This is a genomic window from Gracilibacillus massiliensis (assembly GCF_001458115.1).
Classification (GTDB): Bacteria; Bacillota; Bacilli; order Bacillales; family Amphibacillaceae; genus Gracilibacillus; species Gracilibacillus massiliensis.
Genome location: NZ_CZRP01000012.1, coordinates 314928 through 331184 on the forward strand (window position 1 = coordinate 314928; position 16257 = coordinate 331184).

The window sequence follows — 16257 nt, forward strand, 5'->3', positions numbered from 1 at the left end:
AAAGCAAGTGAGATGCAGACGAGAGAGGTTGTCACCGGCACTAGAGCAAGAAAAAGCAAGTGAGATGCAGACGAGAGAGAATGTCATCGGCACTAGAGCGGGAAAAAGGAAGCGAGATGCAGACGAGAGAGGATGTCATCGGCACTAGAGCGGGAAAAAGGAAGCGAGATGCAGACGAGAGAGGATGTCATCGGCACTAGAGCGGGAAAAAGGAAGCGAGATGCAGACGAGAGAGGTTGTCATCGGCACTAGAGCGGGAAAAAGCAAGCGAGATGCAGACGAGAGAGGTTGTCATCGGCACTAGAGCGGGAAAAAGCAAGCGAGATGCAGACGAGAGAGGATGTCATCGGCACTAGAGCAAGAAAAAGCAAGTGAGATGCAGACGAGAGAGAGTCTCATCTGGATCTGAGTTCCAAAAAGCAAAATGTTGCCGAGTATATTCTTTTAACTACTAACCAGCAATTTAGAGATGAGAAAAAGTTATCTAGTATTTACAAGCTAAATATGTTAAATTAAGTAATAATAAAAAACGGAGGGATTCTATGATTTTAAAAAAGCGGGAAAAGCCTCAAGAATTAATCCTCTATGAATTATTAGAAACAAGAAAAACTCTCAATACAGAAGAAAGAAAAAAATATAATAAACTTAAAAAAGGTTATGAAGGAGAGTGCATGTTTGACAGTTATACCAACAACTTATCCAATGATGCAAGAGTCATTAACGATCTATTGTTATTGCAAAATGAGCGGTTATTTCAAATTGATTCATTAATTCTCGTTAACCATCAATTATTTTTATTTGAAATTAAGAATTTTATTGGGGAATTTTATTTTGAAGGTGGAGACTTTTATAAGGAACCAGGTTATGAAATAGAAAATCCTTTAATTCAATTGAAACGAAGTCATTCTTTGCTGAAGCGATTCCTTCAAGATAAAAAAAGCACCATTCAGATCCACCCTTATGTTGCCTTTGTTAATCCAGAATGCACGATTTATCAAGTTCCTCGCAAGAATTCAATCATTTTACCAACACAAATTATTCCTTTTTTCAAGAGATTTTCAAAAACCAATATTAAATCAAATGAAAAGAATCTAATGAATCAGTTGTTAACTGCACACCAAAGTGACTACATCATAAATCATCCCCCCGTATATAGTTTAGCAGAATTGAAAAAAGGTATCGTTTGCGAAAATTGTGGTTCACTTGAAACAGAAATATCCAATCAATATCTGTACTGTAATAATTGTCAGACAAAAGAAGATGCTACAAAAGCGATCGTTCGAACTATTGAGGCATACGCTACATTATTTCCAACAAGCGCGATTACTACAAAACAAATTGAAAATTGGTGTGGCTATACGGTAACTAGTAACCGTATTTATCGTGTACTTCAACGTTATTATCATCCCCGAGGGAAAAACCGCTGGATATACTACACACGACAACAAACTTAAAAAATTCCGCCGTATAAAACTTCATGTTTATTCGAAAAAGCCTGAGGGAATTTAAACAGAAAAGCTGATCAGAGAAAAGGAGTATGTAAAAATGAGTATATTTTCAAGAGATGCATTAGCAAATGAACATATCGTCATCACAGGTGCAACTGGCGATATTGGATTTGAAACAGCAAAAGTGATTGCGAGTATGGGAGCTAGAATTACCATCAATGGCCGAAATGAAATAAAACTAGAAAATCTCAAACAGGAGTTACTAGAAATAACAAATGAAGATTCGATTGCCGCAATCGCAGCTGATATAACAAAAGATCAAGACCGAGAAAAACTAGTAACTAAAGCAGAACAACGCTTAGGAGCAATAACAGGATTAGTGAATGCAGCTGGAATATCTGGTGGTGGAACTGTGGACGAATTACACGAAGAAGAAATAGAGGATATTATGCAAGTAAATTACTTCTCAACCTTCAGTTTAACCAAGATGATATACCAAAGCATGATAAAGCAAAAGAAAGGCCAGATCGTCAACGTTGCGTCGTTATCTGGATTACGTGCTACCCGTGGAAACAGTGCATATGCATCAAGTAAATTTGCACTTGTTGGCTGGACCCAATCGTTGGCAGTCGAAGCAATTGAACACAATATAAGAGTAAATGCAGTATGTCCAGGCTTTGTAGATTCCGAAATGGCAACTCAAGCAATTGAAAGAAAGGCAGAGCAGAATGACATCAGCTATGAAGATCAATTGGAAAAAGTGAAACAAGGACTTCCTTCAGGCCGCTTAACAACGACGACGGAAGTAGGTAATACAATTGCATTTCTATTAACAGATGCGACACCAAACATTGTAGGTGAATCTGTTAAAATATCTGGTGGTAGTGTTATGCGCTAAATAAAAAAAGCCCTTGCAACGAGGACTTTTATTTTGAAACTGAATCTTCATTATTAAAGATAGTATTACGTATCTTTACCGTCATCCTTATAATACAAATAAAATGCAACAATAATTACCAATGCAATCGATATAATAACAGAGGTCTGTAACAATTTTTGTATGTATTCAAAAATGCTTAAGCTTCTTTGTGTATACCAACCATCGTTAGATTTTATTTGATCTGAATCAGATATAGTTAATATACTGAAATAAATTCCAATTATAAGCCCGTATATTAAGGATTTAACAAGGGCTTTTTCATATTTTACAAAAAAGCGGATATTAATCTCTCCTTCTTATGTCATCTTATCATGGTTTTATTGTTAGTTTTAGCCACACTGCTTTAAAAAATTTTACTGTAACACATATAATTCATGGAATCATTCCACAGAAACGATCGAACAATATCTAGAAAATGAACGAAGATGGCGAAAAATGAGAGGAGCGGGACAAATTCATGCCCCACCATTAATAGCAATATTATAAACAGTAATAAATCTCTTTCTGTACTTAGTAATCTGAGCTTTCATTTACACTTTGATAGTGAGATTTGATTTTATAAATTTCTTCATCATGCCTAAATACTATTTCCTTTAAATAATTAAAATCATCTTTCGTTGCTTTGTTGTTTAATTTTTCAATGATTTCTGCATGAAATTCACTTATTTTCGCTGTTTGTTCTTGGACTGCATCTGTTTTTTCTTCCATACGCTCGAAACGTTGATCCATTACGTCTAGTCGTTGATAGATAGCATCGAAACGTTGGTCCATGGAATCTAGACGTTTATCCATTCCATCTAACCTTTGATTTGTTTGTTTCTGTTCGCCTTTCATCACTTGGATCTCATCTAATATCTGTAATAGAATTTTTTCCGACATATTACAGCATCTCCTTTAAATGATATTTTTTAATTATAGCATATTAAATAGATGTTTGGAAACAGGGGAGGAAACATGAATACATGTTAAATGTTACTATTGTGTAGGAATCTAAGGAGTATTTAGAGAAGATATAACGACAAATGTAAATTTTTCATTTCATTCACAGCACCTCCTGTATTTTAGATGGTGTTATAAAGTTGCGAATGTATGTTCTTGTTTTGAATATAATATAATTTTCAAATATAAGCAAGTATTTTAAAGAAAATATTTTCATTTAAAAGAGTTATTACAACAAATGACACCTGACCCTCAGTATTCATAGAAACCAACATATTGCTATAATCCTAGTAATTATCTTCAAGCGTTTCAAAATAAGGAAGGAGTGACCAAAATGAGTTCCAAAGTAAAATTAAATGCAATTATAGATGGAATGCAGATGCAATCAGAAGAGTTTGATTCCTTTTTAAACAAAGAAACTGGTGAAGTTGTTTTTGTTTCAAGTAGGGCATTGATAGCGGCAGAAGATGGAGATGATTTTGATCATCTAATTGATTGGGAACAGGAAGGAACAGATATAACAAATGATATTATAGAACATGATGATAAGTATACTACTCTTCCTTCAGAATACGAAATAGATGAGTATGATATGATAGAGAGGTTTTGTTACAGCCAGGAAGATGATTCGATACAAGGAGCTTTGCTAAATGCTATTCATGGGAGAGGAGCATTTAGAAGGTTCAAGGATCAAATTATCACACTTGGTGTAAGAGACTAATGGTTTTCATTCAGAGATGATTGTTATAAACAAATAGCAATTGATTTTTGTAACAGAATGCAGATCGATTTTGTTGAATAGAGTTACAACATTGAAAATGAACTATTTTGAATAATCATTAAATGAGATCATAGCATCTTTTTGATGATATATGTAAACGTGAAACTGCTGTGTTTTTTGTATTACGAAAATGTATAAATGAACAGAGGAGCGATAGAGTTGAAAATTTTTTTCCGTACATTATATTCGATTCTTTTATTTGGAGCAGGTGTCTTACATTTTCTTCGTGAACGTAACTTTCGAAGAATTGTACCAAAAGTACTTCCGTTTAGACGTGCGATTGTGTTAATCGCGGGAATATTCGAAATGATTTTTTCCATTACCCTTTGGGTGAAAAAAGGTCAGTATATAACAAGCAAATTACTAGCTCTTTTCATGATTGCAATTTTCCCAGCCAACATTTACATGACTGTTAAAAGAATTTCTTTTCGTCCAGGGCAAGAAATACATCCATTGATATTATGGCTGCGGTTGCCATTACAAATTCCATTCATATTAGGAGCATTAACACTTGGAAAAAAGAATAACAGTTAGCATAGTGCAAGTTATATAGTACATATGTTTAATTTAACTCGTAGTTATTGCTGCGGGTTATTTATTTTCACATGTATTCACTTATTTGTCATGTTACACTGATAATGGAAAATTTTCCTTGAATTTTCTTAGCTAGGGAGGATAGTATGAGTGAAAAACAATGGGATATGAAAGAAGTTAAACGAATGAAGAAGAAAAAATTATTTCAATATAATCTCGTAATGGTATTTATAAGCCTGCTGATCAGTTATTTTATTGCAAATGATTCAACAATTATCCTCAGCGCAGTATTTTGTGTGATTTTCTGGCTACTTGCCGTTAACTCGTTATACACCTTGATTTCTGGAAATACGATTGGAACAAGGACAAGCAGACGATTAAAGGAATATGACAAAGACAGATTGGGAAAAAAACGCTGGAGACGTAATACCCTTGTTGAAGCTATATTTATCAATCTGTCAGCCATTGGTATGACATGGTTCCTATTTGTTATTGATTTTGACTCTATCACATTGAACTTTCCTTGGAGTATTTTTCCGTTTCTTGGTGGTTGGATCGGTTATAATATAGGTAAAATATTTAGAATGAGTGAATTATAAGGAGTATCAGACGTATGTCAAAATATAAAGACGATTCTTCTAGTGATTTGAAAGAAAAGGTGGCCACAGTTGCAGGAATAACTTTCCTTGCTATCATGGTGTTGGGCTTTGTTTTAGGGTTATATTTTTTTGGAATGGCTGGACTTTTTGATCTGCTTGGTGTGCAATACACATCGGTCTGGTCCATAGTCATCTTTGTTATCAGTTACTTTTTACTAGGTATGATTTCAGACTTGTTTTTCAAAGTTATTTTTAAATTATCAATTCAAAATATAACAGGAAAATTCAAAATACTTGCTGTGAACTTTAGTTTGGTAGCAATTTCTAATTGGCTGGTCCTGTTTACTGTGGATGAGTTCATGGAAAGTATTACTCTATCGATAAGAACGGAAATTATTATAACCTTAGTGATAGTGTTATTAGAAATTGTTTTTGATGATAAAAAGGATTCGAGTCCTAAAGCCGATTAATTAAATGATAATTTGTCTAAGTACAACATTTTTACATATCGCTATAAAATATAGGAGAAAAGTTGTTCTTCATCTACTAGTAATAGTTTTACATTCTCTAAGGTATTCCGATCTCCTATATTCAAAGCAAAAAACAAAAGCTCATGGTAAAAGTATTACTGATGACAAGTGTTTGCACCATCATCTATGGAATACTTCTCTACATCTATCAAATCATGTAAAAAGAGCATCGCAAAGGACGCAGGAACAAATTCTGCGTCCTTTTTTAGGTTAAAGGGTGGGACAGAGAACCTGTCCCTGTGTCCCATGTCCCTGTGTCCCACTTATGTCAATTTAGTACTCTTTTTTGGTCAATATTGTTTCTCTTAATTTGTGTATGGAGCGTTTATAATGAATTAAGAAAGCGTTAACAATACATGTGAGAGGTGGTGTGACATATGAGTACGGAGGTTGATGTGGATGAGACTTATATGCGAAAAAAGACAGATGTAGATGTGAAATCGAAGCGAAAGGCGCGAATTAAAAAAATATTGGCGTATGCTGCGTTCGTTGGCCCGGCACTACTATTTTTCTTAACGATTCAAATTGTTCCTTTTATTATGGGGATTTATTATTCCTTTACATCGTGGAATGGAGTTAGTTCGGTGGTGGAATGGGTTGGTTTAGACAATTATCAGAAAATTTTCACCGATGATTCCAAATTCTTTAATTCGTTCTTATTTACAACCAAGTTTATGTTTGCTTCCGTTTTAATTAGTAATATTGTTGGATTTGGCTTAGCTTTACTTTTAAATATGGCACTAAAAACGAAAAATATTTTACGAACCGTATTTTTTATCCCAAATGTTATTGGGGGATTATTATTAGGTTTCATCTGGCAGTTTATCTTCATAAAAGGATTTGCATCCATTGGTGATTTGACTGGTTTAGCCTTTTTTAATCAACCATGGCTAGGTGATGAAGTAACAGCATTTTGGGGAATTGTCATCGTGTTTGCTTGGCAAATTAGTGGATACATGATGGTGATTTATATTGCAGCATTACAAAGCGTGGATAAAAATTTATTAGATGCAGCTCGAATTGACGGGGCATCAAGTATCGAGATGTTGACTCGAATTATCATCCCATTAATTTTACCGGCATTTACCATCTGTTTTTTCTTAACCATTTCCATGGCTTTTAAAATATTTGATTTAAATATTTCGTTGACAGGTGGAGGACCATTTAACTCTACTGAGTCCGTTGCCATTAATATTTATCAAGAAGCATTCCAAAATAATCGATATGGATTAGGTAGTGCAAAATCTATTTTATTTTTCATCGTTGTTGCGATTTTCACAACGGTACAGGTAATGGTTACGAAGAAGAAGGAGGTGGAAGCATAAATGAATGAAAAATATACTTCAAAGACGTTTCTGGTTGAGATTTTTGCGATCTTTTTAGGAATCCTTTTTCTCATACCTTTTTATTTCGTCATCATTAATTCCTTGAAAGGTTTTTCCGCCATTTTATTGGACGCTGCAGCTTGGCCGGAGGAATTTTTATTTAGTAACTATGCAGCAGTATGGGAAGTCTTAAATTTTCCTAAGGCATTTCTGAATTCCTTAGTTATAACTGTGTTCAGTATCATAGGTATCGTCCTAATTAGCTCAATGGCAGCTTGGAAAATGGTTCGAACACCTGGAAAAATGAGTTCTATTCTATTTATCTTTTTTGTCTCGGCAATGGTCATCCCATTTCAAGCCGTCATGATTCCGTTGGTTAAGCTAGGTGGGATGTTAGGAATCATGAATAGTATTCCAGGGATTGTCATGATGTATTTCGGATTTGGTGTTTCCCTATCGCTATTTCTTTATCACGGATTTGTAAAAACGATTCCGCTTGAAATCGAAGAATCAGCTAGGGTAGATGGATGCACACAATTTGGTGTGTTTTGGCGGATTGTATTTCCGTTATTAAAACCAATCACCGTTACCGTTGTCATCTTAAATACATTATGGATATGGAATGATTATTTACTACCACTTTTAGTGTTACAAGATGCAGAATTGAGAACCATTCCATTAGCAACAAGTTCCTTTTTTGCCCAATACACAAAACAATGGGACATGGGGTTAGCGGGACTAGTCTTAGGGATTGCTCCGATCATTATTTTCTTTCTATTTTTACAAAAACATATTATTAAAGGGATTGCCGCTGGCTCGATTAAGTAAACTATAAACTTTTGTAACGAGCTTGTTACAAAAGATTTATATAGTAAAATAAAATATATTCAAGGAGGTCAATAACTTATGAAACGTAATTTATTTTTATTTCTTTCGGTGTTATTCGCAATTGCTATTATTACAGGGTGCTCATCAAGTAATTCTGATGGGGATGGTGGTTCAAACGGAAGCGAAGAAGATACCAACTCAAGTGAAGGATCAGAGGAGGAAACTGAAGAAGGTTCTGGCGATGAAGAAATGGTGACGCTCGACTTTTTCCAGTTCAAAGTAGAAATTGCTGACCAATTAGAAGCAATGATTACAGAATATGAAGAAGAAAATCCAAACGTTGAAATTAACTTAGAAACAGTAGGTGGAGGTGCTGATTACGGCGCTGCTTTAAAAGCGAAATTTGCCTCAGGAGAAGAACCAGATATTTTTAACAATGGTGGCTTTAAAGAATTAGAACTATGGAAAGAGCATTTAGCCGATCTTTCTAATGAGCCATGGACTGAAAATGTACTTCCGATTGGAAAAGTTCCGATGACAGACACCGATGGTAAACTGTATGGTATGCCGGTAAATCTTGAAGGATATGGTTTCATTTATAATAAGGATTTATTCGAACAAGCTGGGATCACCGAACCGCCAACAACGCTTACCGAATTGAAGGAAGCTGCACAAAAGCTAGAAAACAACGGAATCATACCATTTTCTGCAGGATATGGCGAGTGGTGGGTAATCGGTCAGCACTTGTTAAATATTCCATTTGCACAACAAGAAGATCCAGTTGCTTTTATTGAAGGATTATATGACGGTAGTGAAACCGTAGTCGGAAATGATAAGTTTGCACAATTTCAAGATGTAATTGATACAGAAATTGGATTTGGAAATGAAAATCCAATTACCACAGACTACAATACCCAAGTGACATTGTTTGCATCTGGTGAGACAGCAATGCTTCAGCAAGGTAACTGGACAGAAAATATGATTTACGAAATAAATCCAGATATGAATATGGCATTTTTACCGATACCATTAAATGATGATGAGAAAGCGGATCGTTTACCAGTAGGAGTTCCCAATAACTGGGTATTAAATAAAGACTCCGAAAATTTAGAGGAAGCAAAAGCATTTTTAAACTGGATGGTATCATCAGAAACAGGGCAACGCTATATCACAGAGGAATTTGCTTTTATTCCTGCGTTTGATAATATTGAACCAGATGGACTAGGTGCATTAGGTCAATCGATTCTAGAGTATTCTAAAGCCGAAAAAACGATTCCATGGACTTGGTTTAGATGGCCAGATGGTGCAAATCAAGAGTTTGCTGCAAAAATTCAAGAGTATGCATCAGGTAGAATCGAATACTCAGAAGTAGTCGAGTCAATTCAGACCATTTGGGACGATATGAAATAATCAACGTTATGAAAAGCATGTCCTGTACTTGGGCATGCTTTTCAGATTTGAAGTATATGCACAGGCAACCAGCTGTTGTATACTTTATATAATTCATGATTACAAAAATGGGGGGAACCTTATGATAAGGAAAAGCATTCGAAATAAACTTATCGTTTTATTACTAGCGATTACGATTATTCCTTTTGGTACCTCCATTGTGATTACCTATTTTTATACGAAAGAATCTTTAAAGGATGAATTTATTGAAGAAAATGTAAATCTTTTATATCAAGGAAAGCTTAATATCGAAAGTTATATCAATGATTTAAAAGATTTAACGCTCTCATTTTATAATAATCCTGATTTTATGAGCTATTTAAAAGGGCATGGACAAGATGATCGTTATATTACCTTAGATACGATAAAAGATGTTATGGTGACGATTTTATATGCGGAAAGTAATATTAAACGTGTGACCATCACGTTTCCGAAACAGGAAAATGAGATGCAAAATATGGTGTCCGTTTCGAAGCAATCAACCCTTACTTTTTCATCGCGACTGAAACACGAAGATCAATTATATTTCCGGAAAGCGGATGCGAATCCATTTTACATGTATATTGAACCAGCCCATTCACAGTCCGATAAAGATGAAAAAGGGGATGTGATCACCCTGCATCGGTCATTAAAAGATGCTCCTCTTACTAGACAATTAGGGTATATGTCTATCGATATTTCACCAAATAAAATTGTAAATATGAGTGAAAAATTATACAGCAAAGATTCAGAGGAGTTTTATATCTTTACAGAGGAAGGGGATAGTATTTTTAGTTCGAATCCCCAAATCACTAGCAGTTCTTCTCATCCGGAATGGTTTACGTACTTATTAAATACAGAGGAGAATAGTGGTACCTTGGATTGGGATGATGCCTCTTTTCAAGGTGTGATGGTTTTTAATAAACTTCCCGAATCATCGGGAGGATGGATCTTGGTCAAACAAATTCCATATAGCTCATTATTTCAAAGTGCCTTAAGTGTGGCAAAAATCAATATTTTATTTGGTATCATTGGATTAACATTAGTCATTTTAGCAACATTACTAGTTTCTTTTAAAATTACATCACCGATAAGGATACTCCTCAAAAATATTCGTCAAGTCGAAAAAGGGAACATGGAGGTCCGATTTCAATCTTTAGGTGATGATGAAATTGGTATGTTAGGACATCGTTTTAAAAGAATGATGAGCAGAATAAATGATTTAATAAATCGTGAATATAAATTAAAACTAGAGAATACAACGAATCAACTTAAGGTTCTTCAGTCACAATTAAATCCACATTTTTTAAACAATGCGCTCCAATCGATCGGAACGGTAGCATTGAAAAACAATGTACCACAAATTTATTCACTAGTAACACATTTGTCGCAAATTATGAGATATGGAATGAATATAGAAGAAGATATGGTGCCATTAACCCGGGAAAGGGATTATATCAAGGCATATTTACTCCTACAAAAAGAACGATTTGAAGACAAATTAACGTTTACGATTGAATTTGAAGAGAAAATGTTAGAAACAAAAATCCCGAAAATGCTCTTACAACCAATTGTTGAAAATTATTTTAAGCACGGATTTGATAGTGGAGGTAAAGTCGGTGAAATGACTATAAAAGGGACAGTGGAATCAGGTAACCTGGTGATTCGAATACGGGACAATGGAACCGGTGTATCCGAGCAACGGATGAAGGATATTTATCAATGTATTTATGATAGCGAAAATAGCCACCATGACAGAGAAGCCAATATAGGCTTAAAAAATGTCTACCGGCGCTTGAAATTATATTATGGGGAACGTGCGAATTTACAGCTTGAAAACCAGGAGTTTGGAGGATTTGTAGTTACAGTACAACTTCCTATGGATATGGATGGTGATAAACGTGAAGGCCATTATTATTGATGATGAAAAACATGTAAGAGAAGGTATTTTGTTATTAGCTGATTGGGATCATGTTGGGATCACGGAAGTACTTGAAGCAACCGATGGCGAAGAGGGGATTCAATTAATTAAAGAGCATCAACCTGAAATTATTTTTACCGATATGAATATGCCCAACAAAGATGGAATCACGCTGTTGAAATGGATACACAGTTCTGACGTCGAAAGTAAAACGATCGTTGTGAGTGGTTATGATGATTTTCATTATATGAGAAGTGCTCTTTTTTACGGAAGTTTTGATTACATTTTAAAACCGATGGATCGAGATTTACTAAATGAAACGTTAGAAAGAGCTGTCCATAAATGGCAAGAACAAGATGAAAAAAGACAATCGTTACTAGAGAAAGATCAAGTGATTAACGAAGTAAAACCGCTCTATTGGGACCAACTGTTTACCGGAATGATCTACCAAAAACATTTATCAGCAGCTACGATTCAAAAAATGCAAAAAGAATTTAGGATGGATGTAGATAAAGTAAAATGCATGGTGTCGATTCTTCCTATTCACAAGCTTCTAATAAAAAAATTCAACGGGGATCGTGATGTTGCCTTTTTTGCGATATTAAATATTGTGAATGAAGTCATTCGTAACAAAAACTGCGGGATCGGGTTTCGGAATCTGAATAAAGAAGATGAAATTATTATTTTATTATGGAATGCCCCACAGCCGCATTTTGTTTTAGAAAAAATATATGCCATTATTTATCAATTCATCAAAATGAAATGTACTATTTTTATGGGCGATGAGATGGCTTGTGCTTTACATTCCTATCAAAGCGCATCAATGGTGCTACAGAAGTATCATTTATTGGAAGGCGAAGTAGAAAAGAAAGTGGTAACGACAAACGAAATTAATCAAAAAGCGAACCTGCATCTATTAGATTATGGGCAAGAACTTAAATGGGCTTTACAAAGAGGTAGCACAGATGGCCTAGATGAGATTTTACAACGATTATTTAAGCAATTATGTGAGTCGCACAATCTTTCATTCGAACAATTACAATTATGGGAGAAACAATTTCAATTGTTAAAGAAAAATTGGCTAGCAGAATATGATATTGACGTAAATGAAGATGAAGGTAATGTTCAAGGAGATCATTTTTGGAATGAGGATGGTGGTTTTTCGTTTCAAAAATTCAAACAAGTGAAGCGGAAAGAATTTCACGATTTGATGGATTTACTTGAAAAAGTAAAATACCAAAAAGGAAAAGCGAGCATTCAAGAGATTGAGGCTTATCTTAGAGCACATTATTATGTAGATATAAAGTTACAAGACATAGCAGATCGCTTCTATTTGAGTCGTGAGTACATTTCTAGAAAATTCAAGCAAGTATATCACGTGACGATTACAGATTATCTAACCGAAATACGAATAGAAAAATCCAAGGAATTATTAGAAAATCCACACCTAAAAATCTATGACATCGCAAGCGAAGTCGGATACAAAGACGAAAAATACTACAGCAAAGTATTCAAAAAAATCAACGGCCAAACCCCAAACCAATACAGGCGGGACATAGGGACAGGTTCAGTGTCCCGTTTTTAAGGCGAAGGGACAGTAAACCTGTCTCTTCGTCTCTTTTGATGGTTATTTTTCAGGTGAGTTATATATACTAATAAAAAATGTTTCCTTTATTTCTTTTTTGAAATGATTATGTTGGAGGTGAAGGAAGTGGCTGAAGAGATGGATATGATACTAGATAATATAAAAACTAACCCTAAAGTAGAAGAAAAAGAAGAAGCAATAAATTTCGTGGGAAAATTTCATTGCCATTAATTTCCGGAATATCTTAGTATACGGGGATGTAGTATATCTTCTCGATGAATGGTGAGACAGTATTGTGTAGAAGATAAAATTAAAGCAATTCAACGACTTGAAAGCATTCACTTTCTGATAGATCATATAGCATTTTTTTAGCTACATAAACAGAAATTATACTTTGAAACATTATCTGATATTTCAATAGCGGAAATAGCGCGTCTTATTAGACAACTTTCTGCTTATATCCATGCAAATTATAAAGCAGAAATAATAATTTTTATTGATTATAATTTCTCGTTACACGCAAAATATAATGACTAAGGGAGGTATGCCAAATGGTAAAAAGTAACCGAAAACCAATGAATAGTAGTGGAAAAGTAGCGGAAGAAATGTATGATGTGAAGGATTATAATAGTCAAGATCAAACAGAAAAAGGCTTAGCGATTACCCATGAACAAGTTTCCGATGATTATATGGAAGGTGCGATTGATGGAAAAATCGATCGTACGAACAAAAATGGTGAATTAAAGAGTCATGATGGTGAAGATATCCCAAGAAAAGGATATGAATGATATGGTAAATAAGAATAAAATACTGGTACCAGCAACTCGAGACGGACTGGATCAATTAAAAGCAAAAATTACTAATACCAATGACCATCGAAACGCTAAATTTGAAGTAGCTGCAGAACAACACGTAGCACTGAATCAAGGATATAATGGGAATATTAAAGCAAAAGATGCTGGAAAAATAGGTGGGCACATAGGTGGTAAGATGGTCCAGGAATTAGTGAAGATGGGGCAACAACAGCTTCACCAAAATCGTAACGATACGAATTAATCACGAAGTAATAAAAAGGAGTACAAAAATCACATAGCGTTTTGTGCTCCTTTTTTTATTGATGCAGGTTAACAAATAAACATGTATAAATCTTTACTGAAAAACTTGGAGTTTAGTAGGGGGTGAAAACTAGCCCTCTGAAGAGATATGAAGATTTAAAAGTAATTCGGATGTTTTACTGAGGGTGAATACCAAATGTTTTTAATTCTCTTACTACTCGTGAAATGGGCAAACCGACTACATTATAATAATCTCCTTCAATTCTTTTCACAAACATAGCTCCAACACTTTGAATGCCATATCCGCCTGCTTTGTCATAAGGTTCCTCTGTTTCAATATAGGAAAGGATCTCTTTTTCTGTTAAAGGCCAAAACGAAACAGTTGTACTCTCAACAAAAGTCATCTCTTTTTCTTGACAACGGATCATGACGCCTGTATATACGTGATGTTTTTTCCCGCTTAATCCTTTTATCATTTTATATGCTTCTTGTTTGGATTTGGGCTTTTCAAAGATGTTTTGTTGAAAAGAAACGACAGTATCAGCAGCTAAGATAACCTCTGTTTCCGTTTGGATCGGAACGTTTTTACCTTTTAAAATAGCGAGTTGTTTTACTTTAGTTACTGGATCGGTATCTTTAATCTGTGATTCATCAAGATTTGGTTTGCGGATTTGAAAAGGAATACGCATTTGCTGTAATAGTTCTTGACGACGTGGTGACGATGAGGCCAAAATCAATTTTTGTAACATGTTAACGGTCTCCTTCTTGTGATAGCATTAGTAGGAATGTTTGTTCTTCATTTTACGTTGTTATCTAAGATTGGTCAATTAGAGGACGAGGTTCGTTTTTTGTCCAATAATCAAAACAAATATCCAACAAGAAGTATCTAATCAATCCGTGCGAATACAGAATATCCTTAGATGAGGGGACTTTCCATTATAAATTTAATCATGAAGTAGACTATAAAAAGCTTCAGGCGGAAGAAATAGAGCAAGGACTATTCCCAGCACAAATCCCGATTAATATAATATGAACCCATCCCCCGAATGGAACACACATGTTACGCATATTAACAATACAGCTACATCCGTACAAGAATCGTCAATGGATGCTAAAGAAGTAAAAAAACGATAATTACGATAATATGTTTTATGGCACGGTTACAACTAAAGATCAGGTAAAGAGTTCTGAAGTGCAGTCAGAAGATATACAACAAAAGAATAGGAGCTGACTCAAAAAGTCGGCTCCTCACATAGACAATCCTCTATTTAAAATTCTTCATATTCTGCAGGGTGTTGACCATTAATTCTGCCTTCTGGTTTAGTAAGACTTGCTAATATCTCCATATCGTTTTGATCTAATTTAAAATCGAATATAGAAATATTTTCTTTCTGTCGAATTGGTGAGCTTGATCTTGGAATAGAAACGGCATTGATTTGATAATGCCAGCGTAAAATAATTTGTCCAGCTGATTTACGATGTTTTTTTGCGATAGCTTGTATGGTTTTATTTTCGAATACATCATTAGCACGAGCTAGAGGGCTCCAAGATTCTGTTATGACATCATGCTTTTCATGCCATTTGCGCTGTTCTGCTTGATTAAAAAATGGATGTAATTCGATTTGATTAATACTAGGTAGAACACCGGTTTCTTTTTCTAGATGTTCCATATGCTCTGGTAAAAAGTTACTCACTCCAATGGAACGAATAAGTCCCCATTTTTTTGCATCAATCAGTGCTTGCCATGCTTCGACATAATGCCCTTGCTTGGGATTTGGCCAATGAATAAGATATAAATCATAATAATCAAGATTAGCTCGGTATAGAGACTCTTGGATCGTCTTTACAGCATCTTTGTAATGATGGTATCGCCCAGGTAATTTAGAGGTAATAAATAAATCCTCACGAGCGACTGAAATTCGGCGCACCGCTTCACCAACAGTTCCTTCATTTTCATAATTGTACGCGCTATCAATTAGGCGATAACCATTATGGATTGCACTGGTAATTGTTGCTGCACCGTCACTACCTTTCATTCCACCAGTTCCTAGACCGATTACAGGGATTTCATTTCCATCGTTCATTTTGCGAGTTGGTATTTGCAATTCTATCAGCACCTTTCTATAAGGGTTATTAGATACTACCTAATAACTAATATTTTCAGTGTAAAGGATATGCCTAACTATGTGAAATATTAAGACTCTTATCTTTTGGGACAAGGGGACAGGCACCGTGTCCGTCCTGATATAGATAGGGTGGGACGAAGAACCTGTCCCTCTGTCCCATTAAGTGTGAAGACAGGGTCTACAAAACCAAACGGCAACTGTTATAATGGAAGAAGGAT

General features: G+C 35.0%; 15 protein-coding genes and 1 pseudogene. 13 read left to right on the plus strand and 3 right to left on the minus strand.

Annotation, left to right across the window (positions count from 1 at the left end; translation table 11 throughout):
• Positions 1–542 precede the first annotated feature (542 nt).
• Positions 543–1454 carry a nuclease-related domain-containing protein gene (locus BN3107_RS09130; protein ID WP_058307321.1) on the plus strand — a complete coding sequence of 304 codons (912 nt, stop codon included), beginning with the start codon at positions 543–545 and terminating at the stop codon, positions 1452–1454.
• A gap of 91 nt (positions 1455–1545) precedes the next feature.
• A complete protein-coding gene (locus tag BN3107_RS09135) occupies positions 1546–2346 on the plus strand; it encodes an SDR family NAD(P)-dependent oxidoreductase (RefSeq protein ID WP_058307322.1) in 801 nt (266 codons plus the stop codon).
• Positions 2347–2898: 552 nt separating this feature from the next.
• Here the strand turns inward: BN3107_RS09135 and BN3107_RS09140 are convergent.
• A complete protein-coding gene (locus BN3107_RS09140) occupies positions 2899–3267 on the minus strand; it encodes a hypothetical protein (RefSeq protein ID WP_058307323.1) in 369 nt (122 codons plus the stop codon).
• A gap of 394 nt (positions 3268–3661) precedes the next feature.
• On the opposite strand from BN3107_RS09140, the gene BN3107_RS09145 reads away from it, so the two are divergent.
• The 11 genes and pseudogenes from BN3107_RS09145 (at position 3662) to BN3107_RS09195 (ending at position 13914) form a co-directional block, all read left to right on the plus strand.
• Positions 3662–4048 (plus strand): UPF0158 family protein, encoded by a 387-nt coding sequence (locus BN3107_RS09145; protein ID WP_082631267.1) that lies wholly within the window; start codon positions 3662–3664, stop codon positions 4046–4048.
• A gap of 219 nt (positions 4049–4267) precedes the next feature.
• The gene (locus BN3107_RS09150) at positions 4268–4642 is read left to right on the plus strand and encodes a DoxX family protein (RefSeq protein ID WP_058307324.1); all 375 of its coding nucleotides are present in this window, start codon (positions 4268–4270) and stop codon (positions 4640–4642) included.
• 146 nt (positions 4643–4788) lie between these two features.
• Positions 4789–5241 carry a hypothetical protein gene (locus BN3107_RS09155; protein ID WP_058307325.1) on the plus strand — a complete coding sequence of 151 codons (453 nt, stop codon included), beginning with the start codon at positions 4789–4791 and terminating at the stop codon, positions 5239–5241.
• Between the two features lie 14 nt (positions 5242–5255).
• Positions 5256–5711 carry a YrvL family regulatory protein gene (locus BN3107_RS09160; RefSeq protein WP_058307326.1) on the plus strand — a complete coding sequence of 152 codons (456 nt, stop codon included), beginning with the start codon at positions 5256–5258 and terminating at the stop codon, positions 5709–5711.
• 470 nt (positions 5712–6181) lie between these two features.
• A complete protein-coding gene (locus BN3107_RS09165; RefSeq protein WP_392389058.1) occupies positions 6182–7096 on the plus strand; it encodes a carbohydrate ABC transporter permease in 915 nt (304 codons plus the stop codon).
• A complete protein-coding gene (locus tag BN3107_RS09170) occupies positions 7097–7924 on the plus strand; it encodes a carbohydrate ABC transporter permease (protein ID WP_058307328.1) in 828 nt (275 codons plus the stop codon). It abuts the gene before it with no gap.
• A gap of 78 nt (positions 7925–8002) precedes the next feature.
• The gene (locus BN3107_RS09175) at positions 8003–9334 is read left to right on the plus strand and encodes an ABC transporter substrate-binding protein (protein ID WP_058307329.1); all 1332 of its coding nucleotides are present in this window, start codon (positions 8003–8005) and stop codon (positions 9332–9334) included.
• Positions 9335–9455: 121 nt separating this feature from the next.
• A complete protein-coding gene (locus BN3107_RS09180) occupies positions 9456–11273 on the plus strand; it encodes a sensor histidine kinase (protein WP_058307330.1) in 1818 nt (605 codons plus the stop codon).
• Positions 11254–12858, plus strand: coding sequence for a response regulator transcription factor (locus BN3107_RS09185; protein ID WP_058307331.1), 1605 nt, complete (start codon positions 11254–11256; stop codon positions 12856–12858). The genes BN3107_RS09180 and BN3107_RS09185 overlap by 20 nt, the downstream gene beginning before the upstream one ends.
• A gap of 575 nt (positions 12859–13433) precedes the next feature.
• Positions 13434–13577: pseudogene (locus tag BN3107_RS20325) on the plus strand (YozQ family protein); the annotation flags it as partial.
• A gap of 70 nt (positions 13578–13647) precedes the next feature.
• The gene (locus BN3107_RS09195; RefSeq protein ID WP_058307333.1) at positions 13648–13914 is read left to right on the plus strand and encodes a small, acid-soluble spore protein, alpha/beta type; all 267 of its coding nucleotides are present in this window, start codon (positions 13648–13650) and stop codon (positions 13912–13914) included.
• A gap of 175 nt (positions 13915–14089) precedes the next feature.
• Here BN3107_RS09195 and BN3107_RS09200 read toward each other — a convergent pair whose 3' ends face one another.
• The gene (locus BN3107_RS09200) at positions 14090–14662 is read right to left on the minus strand and encodes a Maf family protein (protein ID WP_058307334.1); all 573 of its coding nucleotides are present in this window, start codon (positions 14660–14662) and stop codon (positions 14090–14092) included.
• Positions 14663–15181: 519 nt separating this feature from the next.
• The gene (locus BN3107_RS09205) at positions 15182–15997 is read right to left on the minus strand and encodes an aldo/keto reductase (RefSeq protein WP_077065107.1); all 816 of its coding nucleotides are present in this window, start codon (positions 15995–15997) and stop codon (positions 15182–15184) included.
• Positions 15998–16257 lie beyond the last annotated feature (260 nt).

Bases quoted from the DNA above. Each gene is read 5' to 3' on its own strand.
- BN3107_RS09130 (WP_058307321.1), top strand. From the start codon at position 543: ATGATTTTAAAAAAGCGGGAAAAGCCTCAAGAATTAATCCTCTATGAA.
- BN3107_RS09135 (WP_058307322.1), top strand. From the start codon at position 1,546: ATGAGTATATTTTCAAGAGATGCATTAGCAAATGAACATATCGTCATC.
- BN3107_RS09140 (WP_058307323.1), bottom strand. From the start codon at position 3,267: ATGTCGGAAAAAATTCTATTACAGATATTAGATGAGATCCAAGTGATG.
- BN3107_RS09145 (WP_082631267.1), top strand. From the start codon at position 3,662: ATGAGTTCCAAAGTAAAATTAAATGCAATTATAGATGGAATGCAGATG.
- BN3107_RS09155 (WP_058307325.1), top strand. From the start codon at position 4,789: ATGAGTGAAAAACAATGGGATATGAAAGAAGTTAAACGAATGAAGAAG.
- BN3107_RS09160 (WP_058307326.1), top strand. From the start codon at position 5,256: ATGTCAAAATATAAAGACGATTCTTCTAGTGATTTGAAAGAAAAGGTG.
- BN3107_RS09165 (WP_392389058.1), top strand. From the start codon at position 6,182: ATGCGAAAAAAGACAGATGTAGATGTGAAATCGAAGCGAAAGGCGCGA.
- BN3107_RS09170 (WP_058307328.1), top strand. From the start codon at position 7,097: ATGAATGAAAAATATACTTCAAAGACGTTTCTGGTTGAGATTTTTGCG.
- BN3107_RS09175 (WP_058307329.1), top strand. From the start codon at position 8,003: ATGAAACGTAATTTATTTTTATTTCTTTCGGTGTTATTCGCAATTGCT.
- BN3107_RS09180 (WP_058307330.1), top strand. From the start codon at position 9,456: ATGATAAGGAAAAGCATTCGAAATAAACTTATCGTTTTATTACTAGCG.
- BN3107_RS09195 (WP_058307333.1), top strand. From the start codon at position 13,648: ATGGTAAATAAGAATAAAATACTGGTACCAGCAACTCGAGACGGACTG.
- BN3107_RS09200 (WP_058307334.1), bottom strand. From the start codon at position 14,662: ATGTTACAAAAATTGATTTTGGCCTCATCGTCACCACGTCGTCAAGAA.
- BN3107_RS09205 (WP_077065107.1), bottom strand. From the start codon at position 15,997: ATGAACGATGGAAATGAAATCCCTGTAATCGGTCTAGGAACTGGTGGA.